Origin of the sequence: Streptomyces sp. NPDC058045, from assembly GCF_042885635.1 — a bacterium.
Lineage (GTDB): Bacteria > Actinomycetota > Actinomycetes > Streptomycetales > Streptomycetaceae > Streptomyces.
This window is the reverse complement of record NZ_JBHVRR010000039.1, coordinates 1-15000: the sequence shown is the minus strand read 5'-3', so window position 1 is coordinate 15000 and position 15000 is coordinate 1. Positions and strand designations below refer to the sequence as shown.

Genomic DNA, 15000 nt, shown 5'->3' with positions numbered 1-15000 from the left:
CTCCCCCCTCGTGATCATGTACCGGGAATCTCGTGGTCAGCGCGGGTGAGGGCGAACGGTTTTCCTTTCGGGTCCAGTTCATCCTTTCTGGCGTATTCGACCGGGGTGGAGGATTCGACGGCGTGGCGGCGGCGCAGCATGGCAGGCGCCGGGCTGCTGATGGCGGCCGCCATCAGCAATCAGGAAGGGGGCAGGGGTGGGTGAACAGGCGGCTGTGGCATGGCCGTTCGGTCCTCGCCAGCCGCTACCGGTTCATGTGCCGCCGGTGCGGGGGGAATCGACCGGCAGTTACGTCAGCCGGCTGGCACACGGTCAGGGACTTCATCTGGAGGAGTTGCTGGAACGGGTGGGCTTCGGGCAGGCCTCGCGGGATCCGGCGCGGGTGCGGGCCTACCCCTCCACCACCGAGATGTACGTCAACGAGCTGGGGCTTGAGTACCTGGCGGTGCTGTGTGAGAGCACGGTCCGTGCGCTGCAAGATGAGCTGCCGAGCACGGCCGCTCATCTTCTGGAGCCGAGCGCCGGTACGGATCCGGTGTGGACGTGGCCGTGGCTGCCGCGCCAGGGGCATCTGGTGCCGCTGTGCGGGACGTGCGCCGCGGTCGGCGGGGTGCACGAGACGGTGTGGATGGTTAGCCCTGACCGGTGGCGGGTCTGTTTGGAGCATCTTCGGTTCACCGACAGCGACGCCACCGGGGGGAGGCGGGGGCTGTCGCTGAAACTGCTGCCGGAGGCCATCGCAGCCCACCGGGAGCGCGAGGCCTTGTACCGGCGTTATGGGTCGGTAGGGCAGGAGTTGTTCGCCGACGCCTTCCAGATCACGGTGCACTGGTGGACACACCTGCCGGATACCCCGCGCTGGGTGCAGCGGGCGCGGGACGCGGGACTTGGAGGACACGCGGTGCCTGCGGCGCCGCTGGTGCTGATGCCGGAGGCTGCGGCCGTGGCCATCCGCCTGGCCTCCTTCGAGCACGCCGACAGGCGCGACGGGCGGGCCCGCACCCGGTGGATGGATCAGATGCGGGAGCTGATGGACCAGTGGGGCGTCGACTTCCCCATCGGCCGTTGGGCGTTGATGGACTGGCTGCAGCGGCATAGCGTCCCCGCCGCCGCGGCGCCGGAGGGCACCGACGACCGTAGCCGCAGGCCGACGTATGCGGGCGTACCGCTGGGGCTGCGGCTGTCGCCGGGGCATGCGCAGGTGGCACAGCCCACCGAGGTGCTGGGGGCCGCGTCGTGCCTGCCCTGGCAACTGGGACAGCCCGCGTGCGGGGTGTGAGTCCTGGCGGCCGGGCCAGGCGGCCTGCGGGCAGCACGCCCGGCAGGGGGCCCGGAGCAGCCGGAGGCGCTCTCGCCGGACCGCCCGTGCAGGCGTGCGGGCCGATGCAGGACCCTGGGGCATTGCCGGCAGAGCATGCGGTGGACGCAGGCCGGGACGTGGTGGCGCTGTACCGCAGGTCGAGCGGGCCGGTATGTGCGGGCGGTGCGGCCGTGCTGCGCGGGCTGGCGCTGGAGGAGTTCGGGCCGGTCAGCGAGCCAGTGCCCTACCGGGGTCGCAAAGGCATCATCACGTACTGGCCGGTGGCGACGCGGGAGCAGACCGTGGTGTGCGGCAGCCTGCGGCAGTGGCGACTGGCGCTGGAGTTGGACTTCGATCCGGCCTGGGTGGCGTTCAGCGCCAACCCGGTGGAGTTGCGATGGCAGGAGCGAGGCAGGAAGCGCCGCTGGCGCCCGGATTTCGTGGCGCGCACGGCCGCGGGTGTGCGCGAGGTGCTGGTACTGAAGCCGACCGGCGCGCAGAGCCTGCCCGAGGCAAAGCTGCGGGTGCTGCAGGCGGTAGCCCGGGCGGCCGGGTGGCGGGTGCGGCAGGTGCGTGAGCCGGCGGGGCTGCGTGGACGCAATCTGGGGTGGCTGGCCGGCTACCGGTTCCCCGCAGGCGACCAGGAAGGTCAAGGGCGGGCGCTGCTGGAGGCGTTCAGGGAGCCGGCGGGGCTGCGGGCGGGGGTGGCGGCGAGCGGGCTGGACGAGCTGACGGGTCTTGATCTTGCTTACCGGATGCTGTGGCAGCGGCGGCTGCTGTTCGATATCGCGCAGCCGCTGCTGCCCGACGTCATGGCCTGGACGGCCTGAAGGACCGGAAGGGGGGCGCATGGAGGGGTCGGGTGAGGGTCGGCTTGCAGGGTCGCTGTCCATCGGGGCGGAGGTGCGCTGGCAGGGGCGCGAGTGGGAGGTGGTGGCGTGGCAGGGGGCGCAGGTCACGCTGGTGCCGCAGGGCTGCGGCCAGGAGGTGCCCCGGGCGGTGTCGTACCGGTGGCTGGTGGGCGCGGAGGACTTCGCCGTCGTCAGCGGCGGTGGGGCACCGATCACGGACGGCGTGGCCCTCGGCGGGTGGGGGCGGCAAGAGGGGCGGGAGGAGGCCGCGCTGTGGCAGGCGCGCATGGTGGAGATCGACACCGGGCTGACGCCGGGCAGGAGTGAGCATGAGCGGGGATTCGGGCCGGGAACGACACTGGCCCAGCGGTGCGCCGCGATGTCGTCGCGGCTGGCCGCCGACGGCGTCCGCTGCTCCGCCCACACCCTCGCCGACAAGCGGCGCAAGTGGAAAGCGGCCGGGGAGAACCCGGCCGTCCTGTTGCCTCGGCCCCGGGAGGGACGGCCGGGGGGCTTCACCGACCCGCGGTGCCTGGCCGCCATGCAGGAGGTGGTGGCCCGGCGCGCGCACGCGTCGGACGTGACCATCGAGCTGATCCGCGAGGAGGTCGAGGACCTGCTGCACTCGCGCTACGACGAGGAGCTGGGCGACCCGGCTGCCGTGGCGGCTCTGCTGCCCTCCCGTTCCACCTTCTACCTTCGGATGAAGGAGTCCGGCCTGGCCGACATCCTGGACCAGCCGACACGGGCCCGGGCCGCCCTGGCCTCCACCCCGCCCCTGCCCCACGGCGGGCGCGAGGCCGTACTGCGGCCGGGGCAGGTGACCCAGGTCGACACCACACCGCTGCGGATCCTGGCCCGCGGCGACGACGGCCGGCCCACCGCCACGGAGATGACCTCGCTGATCGACGTGGCCAGTCACAGCATGTGCGCACTGATGATCACGCCCAGCCGTCCCCGGGACGCCAAGAGCGGACAGGCAGGTCAGTCGACCCGGGCGATCGACCTCACCCTGATGCTGGCCCAGGTCTTCGCGCCCTGGCCGGTGATGCCGGGCTGGGACCCGCTGAGCGCGGCCGCCGCCTCCACCCTGCCTTTCGGGGCGCTGCGCGCGGCGGACGATCGGTTCACCGAGGCGACCGCCGCCCGCCCGGTCATCCGCCCCGAACTGATCATCTACGACCAGGGCAGCCCCTATGTCAGCGCGCATTTCACCGAGGTCTGCGACCGGCTGCGCATTGCCCGCCGCCCGGCGCGCAAGAGAACCGCGCCCGACAAATCGCTCGTCGAGCACTCTTTCACCACTCTCGCGCACCGCTTCAGCCAGTACGTGCAGCACGGCTGGCAGGGCCGCAGCCACAGGAAACGAGGCCGCGGTATCGAGCGGATGCCGCTGTACACGATTGCCGAACTCCAGCAGATGGCCCAGGAGTGGGTGGCCTGGAGTACCAGCAGACCCCCGACGCGGGACTGCGCGATCCGTTCCGGCCAGGCGTCGTGCTGTCCCCCAACGACATGTACGCCCTCCAGGTGGCCCGCAGCGGCTACCGCCCCATGCCGCTCTCCCCCGCCCAGAACCGCTTCTTCCTGCTGTCGCGGTGGGTCATCCCCGGCACGGGCGGCTTCATGATCAACTACCGGACCTATCAGCCCGTCGCGCAGGACGCCGCCCACTACCGGGAGATCCTCCTGCGCGGCGGCTCGAAGCTGCCCGGCCGGGAGAAGCAGTGGGAATGCCGCTTCAACCCCTACCGCCCCGAGCGGGTGTGGCTGTACGACCACACGGCCGACACCTGGGTGACCTGCGATTTCCGGCTCCGGCACCTGCTGCACGATCCGTGGACCGCGGACATGTGGCAGGAGCACGCCGAGCAGCACCGCGCGGCCGGCGGCAGCGAACAGGACGAAGAGGCGATCGCCCTGTCACTGGCGCAGCGCGACCGGCGACGGCGCAGTCGCAGACCGCCACCCAAGCGCACCGAGGCCGAACCGCCCTTCCAGGGTCTGGAGTTGGAGACCGAACAACCGTCCCAGGACCCATACGCGGATCTGGAGGAGTTCGACCTGTCGACCCTGCGGCCCTACCCGGCGCTGCCCATCTCCCCCATGGCGCCCCCGCCCGCATCCGCCCCGCCGGCGCTGCCCGCAGGCACCGGCGGCGCGGACCGGCCGCCGGACAGCGGGCAAACTCCGCATCCGCTGGCAGGGCTCTTCCCCGACGACGGCGACGGCAGCGGGCCGCAGGCCCCCACGGCCGAAGTAACGGCAGCTGCATACGAGGTCGTCGAGGCGGAGCTCCTCGACGACCTCGATCCGGACAGTGACGACGAGGCCGAGGACGACGTACGGGAGATGTGACGACCTGGGGCAGGGGCCGTGAACGACGCAGCCGCAGGCCAGCCTCGGGGGGCGGGACGCGCGTTCTCCGGCCCCAAGCCGGTCTGCCGGTGTCGAGGCAGGAACCACGATGAGAGAGAAGCGTGATGAAGGCATCCGTCGAACTGCGTGACAAACGTGAAGCCCGCCTGCGTCAGCAGCTAAAGGACACCCCGATGCGGCCTCTGCCGCTGTTCCAGCTCACCGGCTGGACCCACTTCGTCGACGAGGAGGTGAGCCCGCCCCTCCTGGCGGCGGGCAGCACTCCCACCGCGGGCAGGAAGACGGACGAACGGGCCATCGCCTACCACCGGCATCTGCGAATGGTGCCCACCGACGCGATGACCCGCATACAGGAGATGGTCGTCGAGGCGGTCCACCGCAACAGCGGGAGCCGTGAGGGCCTGATGGACCATGTCATCGACGGGCCCCCGGGCACCGGCAAGACCTGCCTGCTGCGGGCGATCGGGCGCACCGCCCAGCAGGAGATCGAAGCCGCCATGGGCGGCAGGCGCCAGAACACGATTCCGGTGGTGCACATCACCACCCCTGCAGACCCGGAGGCGAGGGTGAACTGGATCTGGGAGATCGGCTCCTACCTGGGCCTCAACCCCGAGCCGAAGAATCTCGCGGAAGTCCTGGATATGCGCAGGCACCAGGACGTGACCCTGTCGGTCAACTACGTCCTGGAGACGGCGCAGACCCGTCTGCTGCTCATCGACGACATCAACCGCGCCTCGCCGCAGCACCTGGCGAGCGTGCTGCCCTACTTCGACTACCTGCGCGACAAGCTGGGCATCTCCATCGTCTTCTGCGGCACCGGCGCCAGCCACCGTCTGCACCAGGCCAGCATCCTGGCCGGAGAGCTGACCCGGGTCAGCGAGGAGAACCGGGTACGGCTCGAGCAGGCGGGACAGCCAGCCCAACCCGTCTCGCCCTCACCCACCGCGCTGCTGCCGGTGACCTGGCTGCACCCCCTGCCCCTGGGCGCCAAGAGAGAGGAACAGGAGATGTTCCGGCGCGTACTGGCAAGTTTCGAAGCCGACCTGAGCCTGTACCGACTCGAGGAAAACGCCCTGAGCCAGCACGCCGCCGAGCTGCACCGGCGCACTGGCGGCTACTTCAAAGCCCTCACCTACGTCATCTCCACCGCCGCCGTCATCGCGATCCGCAGCGGCAGCGAAAACATCACCATGAAGGAGATCGACGCCGCGACAGCCCAGCTCCGCTACTGAAACGAACCGCGGGCCATCAGCGGGCGTCCGGTGCAGACCCGCTGCTTTGGTGGTTGACGGTGCGCTTGCCGTAGTGTCGCGTCTGCCGTTCCTTCCGGGCCCGTCGGCAGCATGCGGCGGCGCTCAGGTCTGCGGCCGCAGGCACCTGTCAGAGTTCAGGGCGCCGAGCAGCATGCCGGCCGGCCGTGTACCTGATGTCACACAGCCTTTCCATCATCGCTGTTGTCGCGAGCGCATGCGGCGCACCCGGAGCAACCAGCGCCTTCCGCGGCACAGCCGCCGGGGAGCCGTCGGTGCGTGACAGGCCGGTTGAGGATCCACCCGGCAGCGGAAGGCTCCCGGGCGGGGGCACCGGACGCCATGCGCAGGGGCTTCGCCGTCAGCCCCTCACCCCGAGATGCCGCGCATTGCCCACAGCTCGGCCACACGGGTCCTGATTGGCGGAATGCACGCTTTCGGGGCGCGGCGGGCAATGGTAGGAACGTGCTCTGGGCAACGATCATGATCATGCGACGGGGGATGCATGAGTTCACCCGACGGCTCCGCCGAGCCGCTGTTCTCCGACGTCCCGAAGCCGTCGCAGGTCCCAGTGACAGTGCTGTCCCCCATGATGGCGACAGGCCCCGCGATGACGCCCAAGCAGATCCTTACGCATCACTCGCCGACTCAGTTCGAGGAGTTCGTCTACGAGTGGCTGCTGGCGCTGCAGGAGGACGAATACGTGGACGTGAAGCAGCTGGGCGGCGCCCACGACGGTGGCGCCGATGTCGCCGCGTTCCTCACAGCGCACCGGACGGACCACCGGTGGCACTGCTATCAGTGCAAGCACTACGAGAAGGCGCTCACCCCGGCCATTGCCTATGCCGAGATACTGAAGATCATCGCAGTGGTGGCCGGCGGCAAGTACCGCACGCTGCCCGAGCGTTACGTCTTCGTGGCACCCAGGATCGGCGCCTCACTCACGCAACTGCTGGCCAAGCCCGCGGAGCTGAAGGAGTCGTTCCTCGACTGGGCCGCCAAGGGCGCCGACCGGCTGACCGCGGAGTACGGCGCAGATCCGCTCGGAGCGGCGCTGGAGCTGGCCCGGGAGACGGACTTCGCCCGCTTCGAGGCGGCCAATCTCGACCGGATCCTCGAGCAGCACGCCACCACGCCGTATCACGTGCGCAGGTTCGGCACGCGGCTGCCGGACCGCGAGGCCCGTCAGGCGCCCCCGCCGGAGCACACACCGGTGGAAACCCGGTACATCCAAAAGCTCCTGGACGTCTACCAGGAGAAGTGGGGCTGTGACCCTGGAGCGATGGGGCAGGTGCGCACGCATTCCAAGGCGGGCCCTCACCTGCAGCACCAGCGGGAAGCCTTCTACTGCGCCGAGCAACTGCGGGTGTTCGCCCGTGACAGCGTGCCGGAGGGCACCTTCGAATCGCTGCAGAAGAACGTCTACGACGGTGTCGTCAACGTGACCTGGCGGGACTTCGCCACCGGATTCGACCGGCTCAACGCGGTGCAGGACGCGGCACGCGACATGCAGCTGGGAACGAACGTCCTGGTCCACGTGGTGGAGCCTGTTGACCGCATGGGCATCTGTCACCAGCTCGCCAACGACGACCGGCTGACCTGGGTCGAGGAGGAGACGTGAGAGCGCTCAACAGCCCGCTGGAGGTCGGTGTGCGCGCTCTGGTGCTGCTCGCAACCTCCTTTCCCCGGCCGCTGGACCTGGCTCAACTGGTGTATCTGGATTACGCGATGCTGCACAGCGGCGAGATGGACGGGCCGCCCAGTGTGCACCCGTCACTGCCGGCCGGCCCGGGCGAACTGGCCATGAAGCGCCAGCTACTCGAGCAGGGACTGGTGGTGCTGATGCGCGCGGGGCTGGCCGACGTGCAGGCGGACGACAGCGGGCTGATGTACCGGGCGAGCGAGGAAGGCCCGGGCTTCCTCGACCTGCTTGAGGCCCCATATGTCGGAGCCCTGCGAGAGCGGGCGCAGTGGGCGCTGGCCTTCCATCACCGCGTCCCGGCGGACAGCCGTGCCGCCACAGACGACATCACACAGCGGTGGATGGAGACGTTCGAGAGCCGTCTGCCGCGCCAGGAAGGCGATGATGACTGAGCTGCGCCTGCTGCATCTGACCTACGCCGGCATGGGCCGAGAGACGGCCCGCGTGGACTTCGATCCCCGCCTGACGATCGTCTACGGCGCCTCGGACACCGGCAAGTCCTTCGTCACCGAGTCGATCGACTACATGCTCGGCGCCCGCAAGCTGAACCTCATCCCCGAGGCCGAGGGCTACTCGCAGATCCTGCTGGGCATCGCCTTGCCCGACACATCGGTCATCACCCTGATGCGAGCGCCTCAGTCCGGGCGGGTCAGCGTCTTCGAGGACGATATCCGCGACCTCGTCTACCGGTCGCCGGACCTGGTGCTCTCCGCCCAGCACAGCCCCCGGACCACCAAGAACCTATCCCGTTACCTGCTGGAGCGCATCGGGCTCGACGGCTCGCTGCTGGCCACCAACGACTCCGGGGGGACCAAACTCGCCGGCTTCCGGGACCTGCTGCACCTGTGCCTGATCAGCGAGACCCGCATGGTCTCGAAGGTCTCCCCCGTCCTGCGCACCTCCTCGGGCACCAGCGGCCAGACCGCGCACAAGTCGGCTCTGAAGCTCCTGCTCACCGGGGAGGGAGAGCAGGTCTCACCCAGCCGCCTCAACCAGGCACAGCGCCGCGTCCACAAAGGCAAGATCAGCCTGCTGGACGAGCTGATTCTGGGGCTGCAGCGGCAGTTGGCCTCGCGCGAGGCCAACCAGAGTCAGTTGCAGCAACAGCTGCGACGGCTGCTGGAGCATCAAGACACCCGTGCCGAGTCGCTGCGGGACGTCACCCGCCGCCACGCGCAGGCGGCCTCCGACCGCGCGACCCTGTCCGTGGCGCTGGCCCGCTACGCGCAGCGCCTGGCAGAGACGGATGACCTGCTGGGCCGATTCGAGCTGCTGCGCGCCCAGTACGAGTCCGACCTGGCCCGCCTGGGCATGGTCAGCGAGGCCGGCAGCCTGCTCGGCTACTTCCGCAGCGGCCCGTGCGTGTTCTGCGGCGCAGAGCCCCACCACCAGCAAGCCGGTCACGACGCCATGGAAACCACCGCCCTACACCAGGCCGTCACCGCTGAAAGCACCAAGACCCGCACGCTCCTTGCCGACCTGCTGCTCACCATCGACGACCTGCGCTCTCAGCGCGAGTACGTGGCCGAAGACCAGGCCGCGCAAGCCGCCTTGGCCGAGCAGGCGGACGCCGAGATCACCCGCATCGAACGCGAGGAACTCAACCCCCTACAGGACGAGGTGGCCGAGGTGATGGCCGCCCGCTCTCGCCTGGAGAACGAACTCGGCCTGCACGCACGGATCGAGGAACTGGAAGACGTCAGAGCGCAACTGGTCTCCGAAGAGGCCCAGCCGGGCGGGCAGCCCAGCCGCGGCATCCCGCCCGCCACGCTGACCGGCTTCGATCGCACTGTCGAGCGGACGCTGGATGCCTGGCAGGTACGGCGGGAGGAGGAGGTGACCTACGACCAGTACACGGCGGAGCTGTATGTGGGCGACAGGTCCCGTTCCGGCCACGGCAAGGGCATGCGCGCCGTCCTGCACGCCGCCTTCACCACAGCTCTGGCCGACTACTGCCTGGAGCAACGGCGCAGCCATCCCGGCTTCATTGTGCTGGACTCTCCCCTGGTCACCTTCCGGGAACCCGGGGTGCGGGAGGCGGATCTGCGCCAGAGCGTGCCCCGGCACTTCTACCGGCATCTGCTCAACGCCTTCCATGGCCAGGCCATCGTCGTGGAGAACACCGACCCGCCGTCGGACATCCTCGATCAGGCGCAGGTCTACATGTTCAGCCGCGAAGCTCACGGCCAGCGCTTCGGATTCTTCCCTCTCACGTCTTCCTCCTCGCCGACGCAGTAATCGGATACAGCAGCGTCAGCGATTCCTCCGATGTACTGGTGGTGAAGGCGGTGTCCACCTCTCACCCGGTCCGGTGCCCCGGACTGCCGGAAGCAGGTGTGGCGCATACGGCACGTACCAACGCGCCCTGGCTGCAATGCCGTTGGGATCTTGCAGGGTCACAGTCCGGCTGCGGGTCCGCCGTGTGTCGCGGCAGGCGTCGGCGCGGGCGAGGTGTCGGCACGGATGAGCTCCACCAGAGGGCCCGAGCAGGCGCGCGGTGATCGCGTAGCAGAGCTGGGGTTCATGCCACCGTGTGTGACCAGCGCATGTCCAGCGCCTCAAGTGCGTCGAGCTGTTCACGGCTCAGGTGGTAGGACCTCAGCCGTTTGCCGGAGATCCACTTTGCCATCCCCGAGAACTACTGCTCCCGCCTCACCGCCAGACCCGGTGCCCGAGCCCCGATCCGCCAGACCAATCCCTGACCAGCACAAACCGAGCTACCCGGACCACGCAGCCATTAAAAAAATCCTGCGTCGATCACTACATTCCGAGACGATCACTAGACCTGCACCTCGGGACCTCTCCGGATCCCAACGCCTCCTCGGAAGCCCCAGCTCAGAACCCCACTACGCCACAGCAAGAAATCCTGTAACGATCACTAGATCCCCAGCTCAGAGCATCATCTATCTAGTGATCGCTAGCGGATTTGTCAGATGCGTTCGCCGTCGCCTTCGGGTGTGGTGAGAATGTTGTCCTTGGGGATTGCGACGTCTTGGAGTTGGAGTGTTCCCCAGGCCCATCCGCCGAGTCCGGAGGGGTTTTCGGGAAATCGGGTGACACCCTCTGACTCGGCGGGTACGACGGCTGCTTGGATGCGCCCGCCGGGGTCCTTTCCGAATACGACGAAGGCTGCGGATTCCTTCAGGCGGGAGACCCAGCACTTCTCGCCGGTAAGGCGCCAGCCATCAGCGTGCGGCGTGAGGCGGGTGGTGATCTCGGTCAGTCGGCTGCCGCCGTGCCGCTCGGTCGCGGCGATGCCCACCAGGGCCCCGGAGTTGAGGCGGGCTGCCCAAGTAGCCCGGAGGGCGGGGGCGGCGTGGCGGAGGATCATTCGGCCGTGGCCGGGGCCGATCGTGTCGCGGAGATCGAGGTCGTGCCATGACCAGGCGCCTGGCCCGGAAGGGCGCCACCCCCAGCTGGCCGAGGAAACCAGCGCCAGCCGGCCCCTGACGACGCTTCTGCTACTCGGCGCCTCACCCGAAGTCCGGCAGCCCTGAAGCCGCCGGACGACGGTGAATTCCGGCTGAACACTCCATCGCTACCCGACGAGTCGTGGTGTCCGAGACGCCTGGAACAGGAGTGCCCGGGCTAACGGGTGGCCAGAGTGAGGTCCTACACGTGGATGCCGTCCTCAGAGGCGGTAACGGCAACGGGAGTTCCTGCTGTCTCGGTAACCATCTGGAGACGGTGGTCGGTGAACGGGTCTCCGATCTGCCGGCCACTGGCCAAGTCCCACACACGGGTCGTGCCGTCATCGCTTCCGGTCACGACGATCGCGCGACCGGCGACCGTCGCAGTTCCCAGGGTCTGAATCCCGTCGGTGTGACCGGTCATCGGCGCTCCGATCGGTTCCTGCGTGGTGAGGTCCCACCTGCGCAGCGCCCTACTATCGTCGCCAGCCACCACCATCATCCGGCCGTTCACTTCGGTGATCGTGATAGCCCACACGGACTCGGCACCACCGGTCAGGTTCTTGCCGATCTGCACACCGGTGAGAAGGTCCCAAGCCTGAAGGAAACCGTTGCCGCCCCCTGTGACGGCGACCGGCCGACCATCGACGAGACCAGCCCCCATCCCTCCGTTGTGATCGCCCTCGATCTCCGCGATGCGTTTGCCACCATGGGTCAAATCCCAGGCCAGCAGAGTGCCTGCTTCGCAGCTGCTGACAGCGATCAACCCCTGGTCGGACGCCACGGTGGTCAGCGAGGCTACGCCCAGCGCGTGACCGGTCAGCGTGGTCCCCACCTTGCGACCAGTACGCAGATCCCACACACGCACAGCCCCGGACGTCATTTCAAGGTCGGGATGGGAAAGGTCGAACCGGCCGCCGCCGGTCACCACTACTGGACGCCCGTCCAGATGCGCCACCCTCAAGGCAGAGGCGATCTCATAGGCGTCCGCTTCGAGCCTTGGCCTCTCGTCCTCGTCAGGGTCGTCCTCGTCCCACATGTTCTCGAAGTACCAGTCGTCCTCTGGGCCAGCGGCGTCGAGTTCCAGGTCACGCTTGGCGCATTCACCACCGAGCAGGTCGCAAGTCCACAGCGTTCCGTCATCGTCAATACTGACCGTAACGAGAGCACCGTCCAGCTCAAGCACAGGCGTGGTCTCGTGTGCGCCGGCGTGGGAGTGGCCGGAGAAGCGACGCATCATTCGATCATCAGTCATGTGGGGCACCCTAACTGTCAGCACTGACAGTCCAGTTGGCCACGGTCACACACGTCAGACAGCCGAACGGCATCACTACCAGGGTTGGAAAACACGCACTGAGCTTGACTCTGTCGGGGATCTTGGAGTTTCCCGGTGCGGCAGCAAGATCGACGGGCATGCTCGGGTAGTTCCGCCGTCCGATGCAGCTGTCGAGGTGCTCGTTGTCCCTTCGTCCCCGTTCCGGTGAGCAGGTCCCGTCTCTGACTGCGCAGGTTGCGCGGGCGAGCAACCCGGACGGCACGACGGCGATATGGGTACGTGACCGCCTCGATGGGCTGTGGTGCGACGAGGACTTCGCCGACTGGTATCCGCGAGACGGGCGTCCGGGTCTCTCGCCTGCTCAACTGGCCACTGTCTGTGTGCTCACGGTGACGGTGTTCGGGACGTACGCCTCGGTGGGTGTCCTCCAGCAGGCACACGCGGCTGGCCTTGCCGCGTGGGACCTGGTGGTGGTTGATGAGGCGCACCGCACCAGCGGGGACGGCCTCAAGCCATGGGCCACCGTGCACGACCAGCAGAAGATCCCCGCGGCGCGCCGGCTGTACATGACCGCCACACCGCGGGTGTGGGAAGCCGCCCCGGGACTACGGAGTGGTGAGGTGCCGCGGCTGGTGGCGAGCATGAGCGAGGACTCTCCCGTGTTCGGGCCCGTCGCGTACAAGCTGACGTTGTCGGAGGCGGTCGGGCGGGGGCTGGTTGCGCCGTATCAGGTGGTGTGCGTCGACATCCGCGACCCCGAGTACGGACGACGGGCCCAGTTGGGCACGGGTACGGAGCGGGTGCACGGGGCGCGGCTGGCCGCGTTGCAGGCCGGTGTATTGACTGCGGCCGCGCAGGAGAACCTGCGGAAGGTACTCACGTTCCACTCGCGCGTTGCCGAGGCCGAGGCCATGGCCGAAGGGGTCGGGGACGTGGCTGCGCGGCTGTGGGAGCAGGACCCGCGGACCTACCCGGACCCGAAGCGGGTGTGGGCGAGCTGGATGTACGGGGACCACCCGCCCGCCCGTCGGCGGGCGGTGCTGAAGGAGTTCGACTCCGACGTCATCGAGGACCAGGGGCCGGGCGAAGTCGAGCCCGAGTTGCTGCCCGCCACCTTGCGGGTACTGGCCTCGGTAAAGGTCCTCGGAGAAGGCGTCGACACGATCGCGGATTCGGTCGCCTTCTGCGATGTACGCGGGTCGATGGTCGACATCGTCCAAATGGTCGGGCGTGCACTGAGAATGCGGCCCAGGGAAGGGAAAGTCGCCTCTCTCATCGTTCCCGTATTCCTCGGAGAAGACGAGAATCCCGAGGACATGCTGTCCTCCGGGGCATACCAGGGCCTTGCAAAGGTGCGTTCCGCGCTCCGTGCACACGACACGGAGACCATCGAAGCCCTCGCCGACTCCCGAGCCCGCAGCGGCAGTTGGACCGACGAAGACACCGGTGGAGCCGAGGATGTGGATGGGGCGCAGGCATTTCAGGGTGGCGCCGAGGCCCTGAACGAGGGTGAGGGTGAGGGCGGCCTGGTGGAGGTGGTGAGTGCTGGGGCGCGGGAATTGCTGAAGTTCTCCTCGCCGAGGGATCCGGCGCAGCTCGCACGGTTCGTCAGGTTGCGGGTGCTGGAGCCGGCGAACGAGTACTGGCGGCGCGGCATCGAGGCCGCAGCCCGGTACGTGAAAGAGACCGGCGCCGAGCAACTCCGGGTCCCCTACGACATCGTGACACCCGAAGAGTGGTCACCGGCGGGGTTTCCGCTCGGGAGGTGGCTGGCGACGCAGCGCAAGGCCCGCAAGGCCGGGCTCGTCGACGCCGCGCGGACCGCCGAGCTGGACGCGCTGGGGATGGTGTGGTCGCACCAGGACCTCGCCTTCGAAGAAGGCCTTGCCGCGGCCCGGGAGTGGGCGGCTGAGCACGGGCACTTCCTCCCGCCGGCGACCGCGGTATGGGGCGGATACCCGGTCGGGAACTGGGCCAAAGCACAGCGGGCCGCGGCCAAACGCGCCGACCAGATCGAAGCCCGGCGCGAAGCCGGCCTACCCGCCGGCTCCGCCGCCGGCGCACTCCCGGACGCGCGGCGGCGGGCGCTGGAGGACATCGACCCCGGTTGGTGCCCGGCATGGGATGTGGGCTGGCAACGCGCCTTCCGACTCCTCCAGGCGCACGTCCGCGGCGGCGGCGCGGTACCGACCGCGGTAGGTGAAGTCGTCGTCCACGGCGAGGACTTGGGACGCTGGGTACAGGCACAGCAGCGTGGGTGGGAGGAGCTGCTTCCGGCGCAAGTATGGCTACTGGAGAACGTCCTCGGCCTGGAACCGGCCGGGAAAGCAGAGCGGGCGGCGGCTCGGCCCGTGAAACGGACCCAGGACGACAAATGGGCCCTCAACCTTGCTGCCGCACGACAATTCCACGCAAGGGAAGGACACCTGAACGTACCCCGCAAACACATCGAGCAGGTACCCGTCGAGATGGCCGGACCCGCCGCCACCGGACGCGAAACCACCCCCGACGGCACTGTCCCGGTCGCCCTCGGTATGTGGACCACCAACACACGCAGGCGCGCCGAGAAGCTCACCGCAGAGCGACGCCACGACCTCAACCAACTCGACATGCGCTGGTAGCAGGATCGGTGATGTTGGGGTTTGTTCAAAGGGGGCTTCAACGGGGTGGCGTTGTGAGGGTGCCCAGGGCTCACACAGAGCCGCTTGAGGACGGGTTTCTCCAGGCGCTGGCGGACCTTGGGCTGGAGTGGGCAACAGCGTAGGGGCCGTCAGGGACCGCCCGGTGGGCCACCCCCACACCGGCGTGGGCCCACCCGCGGTGGAAGGGCCC

General features: G+C 68.8%; 12 protein-coding genes. 9 read left to right on the top strand and 3 right to left on the bottom strand.

What is annotated here, in order from left to right; genetic code table 11:
* Positions 1-14: 14 nt before the first annotated feature.
* On the bottom strand, positions 15-173 hold the full coding sequence (locus tag ACFVST_RS21815; RefSeq protein ID WP_390154485.1) for a hypothetical protein: 159 nt from the start codon (positions 171-173) through the stop codon (positions 15-17).
* 23 nt (positions 174-196) lie between these two features.
* On the opposite strand from ACFVST_RS21815, the gene ACFVST_RS21810 reads away from it, so the two are divergent.
* The 8 genes from ACFVST_RS21810 (at position 197) to ACFVST_RS21775 (ending at position 9720) form a co-directional block, all read left to right on the top strand.
* The gene (locus ACFVST_RS21810) at positions 197-1279 is read left to right on the top strand and encodes a TniQ family protein (protein WP_390154482.1); all 1083 of its coding nucleotides are present in this window, start codon (positions 197-199) and stop codon (positions 1277-1279) included.
* Between the two features lie 122 nt (positions 1280-1401).
* The gene (locus tag ACFVST_RS21805) at positions 1402-2130 is read left to right on the top strand and encodes a TnsA-like heteromeric transposase endonuclease subunit (RefSeq protein ID WP_390154479.1); all 729 of its coding nucleotides are present in this window, start codon (positions 1402-1404) and stop codon (positions 2128-2130) included.
* Between the two features lie 19 nt (positions 2131-2149).
* Entirely contained in the window at positions 2150-3781 is a 1632-nt protein-coding gene (locus tag ACFVST_RS21800; RefSeq protein WP_390154476.1) for a hypothetical protein, read from the top strand.
* On the top strand, positions 3667-4509 hold the full coding sequence (locus ACFVST_RS21795) for a hypothetical protein (protein WP_390154474.1): 843 nt from the start codon (positions 3667-3669) through the stop codon (positions 4507-4509). The genes ACFVST_RS21800 and ACFVST_RS21795 overlap by 115 nt, the downstream gene beginning before the upstream one ends.
* Positions 4510-4634: 125 nt before the next feature.
* Positions 4635-5762 (top strand): AAA family ATPase, encoded by a 1128-nt coding sequence (locus tag ACFVST_RS21790; RefSeq protein WP_390154568.1) that lies wholly within the window; start codon positions 4635-4637, stop codon positions 5760-5762.
* A 523-nt stretch (positions 5763-6285) separates the two neighbouring features.
* Positions 6286-7401 (top strand): ABC-three component system protein, encoded by a 1116-nt coding sequence (locus ACFVST_RS21785; protein ID WP_390154471.1) that lies wholly within the window; start codon positions 6286-6288, stop codon positions 7399-7401.
* Positions 7398-7874: an ABC-three component system middle component 2 gene (locus tag ACFVST_RS21780; RefSeq protein ID WP_385670908.1), complete on the top strand. Its 477-nt coding sequence runs from the start codon at positions 7398-7400 to the stop codon at positions 7872-7874. Before ACFVST_RS21785 ends, ACFVST_RS21780 begins: the two co-directional genes overlap by 4 nt.
* Positions 7867-9720 (top strand): hypothetical protein, encoded by a 1854-nt coding sequence (locus ACFVST_RS21775; RefSeq protein ID WP_390154467.1) that lies wholly within the window; start codon positions 7867-7869, stop codon positions 9718-9720. The genes ACFVST_RS21780 and ACFVST_RS21775 overlap by 8 nt, the downstream gene beginning before the upstream one ends.
* Before the next feature lie 691 nt (positions 9721-10411).
* On the opposite strand, the gene ACFVST_RS21770 is transcribed toward ACFVST_RS21775, so the two are convergent.
* Together ACFVST_RS21770 and ACFVST_RS21765 are read right to left on the bottom strand one after the other, a co-directional pair.
* Positions 10412-10744 carry an acyl-CoA dehydrogenase family protein gene (locus tag ACFVST_RS21770; RefSeq protein ID WP_390154464.1) on the bottom strand — a complete coding sequence of 111 codons (333 nt, stop codon included), beginning with the start codon at positions 10742-10744 and terminating at the stop codon, positions 10412-10414.
* 350 nt (positions 10745-11094) lie between these two features.
* A complete protein-coding gene (locus tag ACFVST_RS21765) occupies positions 11095-12147 on the bottom strand; it encodes a hypothetical protein (protein ID WP_390154461.1) in 1053 nt (350 codons plus the stop codon).
* 401 nt (positions 12148-12548) lie between these two features.
* Here ACFVST_RS21765 and ACFVST_RS21760 point away from each other — a divergent pair, with 401 nt between their 5' ends.
* On the top strand, positions 12549-14789 hold the full coding sequence (locus tag ACFVST_RS21760; RefSeq protein WP_390154458.1) for a Helicase associated domain protein: 2241 nt from the start codon (positions 12549-12551) through the stop codon (positions 14787-14789).
* Positions 14790-15000: the final 211 nt, after the last annotated feature.

Bases quoted from the DNA above. Each gene is read 5' to 3' on its own strand.
- ACFVST_RS21800 (WP_390154476.1), top strand. From the start codon at position 2,150: ATGGAGGGGTCGGGTGAGGGTCGGCTTGCAGGGTCGCTGTCCATCGGG.
- ACFVST_RS21785 (WP_390154471.1), top strand. From the start codon at position 6,286: ATGAGTTCACCCGACGGCTCCGCCGAGCCGCTGTTCTCCGACGTCCCG.
- ACFVST_RS21815 (WP_390154485.1), bottom strand. From the start codon at position 173: ATGGCGGCCGCCATCAGCAGCCCGGCGCCTGCCATGCTGCGCCGCCGC.
- ACFVST_RS21775 (WP_390154467.1), top strand. From the start codon at position 7,867: ATGACTGAGCTGCGCCTGCTGCATCTGACCTACGCCGGCATGGGCCGA.
- ACFVST_RS21765 (WP_390154461.1), bottom strand. From the start codon at position 12,147: ATGACTGATGATCGAATGATGCGTCGCTTCTCCGGCCACTCCCACGCC.
- ACFVST_RS21790 (WP_390154568.1), top strand. From the start codon at position 4,635: ATGAAGGCATCCGTCGAACTGCGTGACAAACGTGAAGCCCGCCTGCGT.
- ACFVST_RS21795 (WP_390154474.1), top strand. From the start codon at position 3,667: ATGTACGCCCTCCAGGTGGCCCGCAGCGGCTACCGCCCCATGCCGCTC.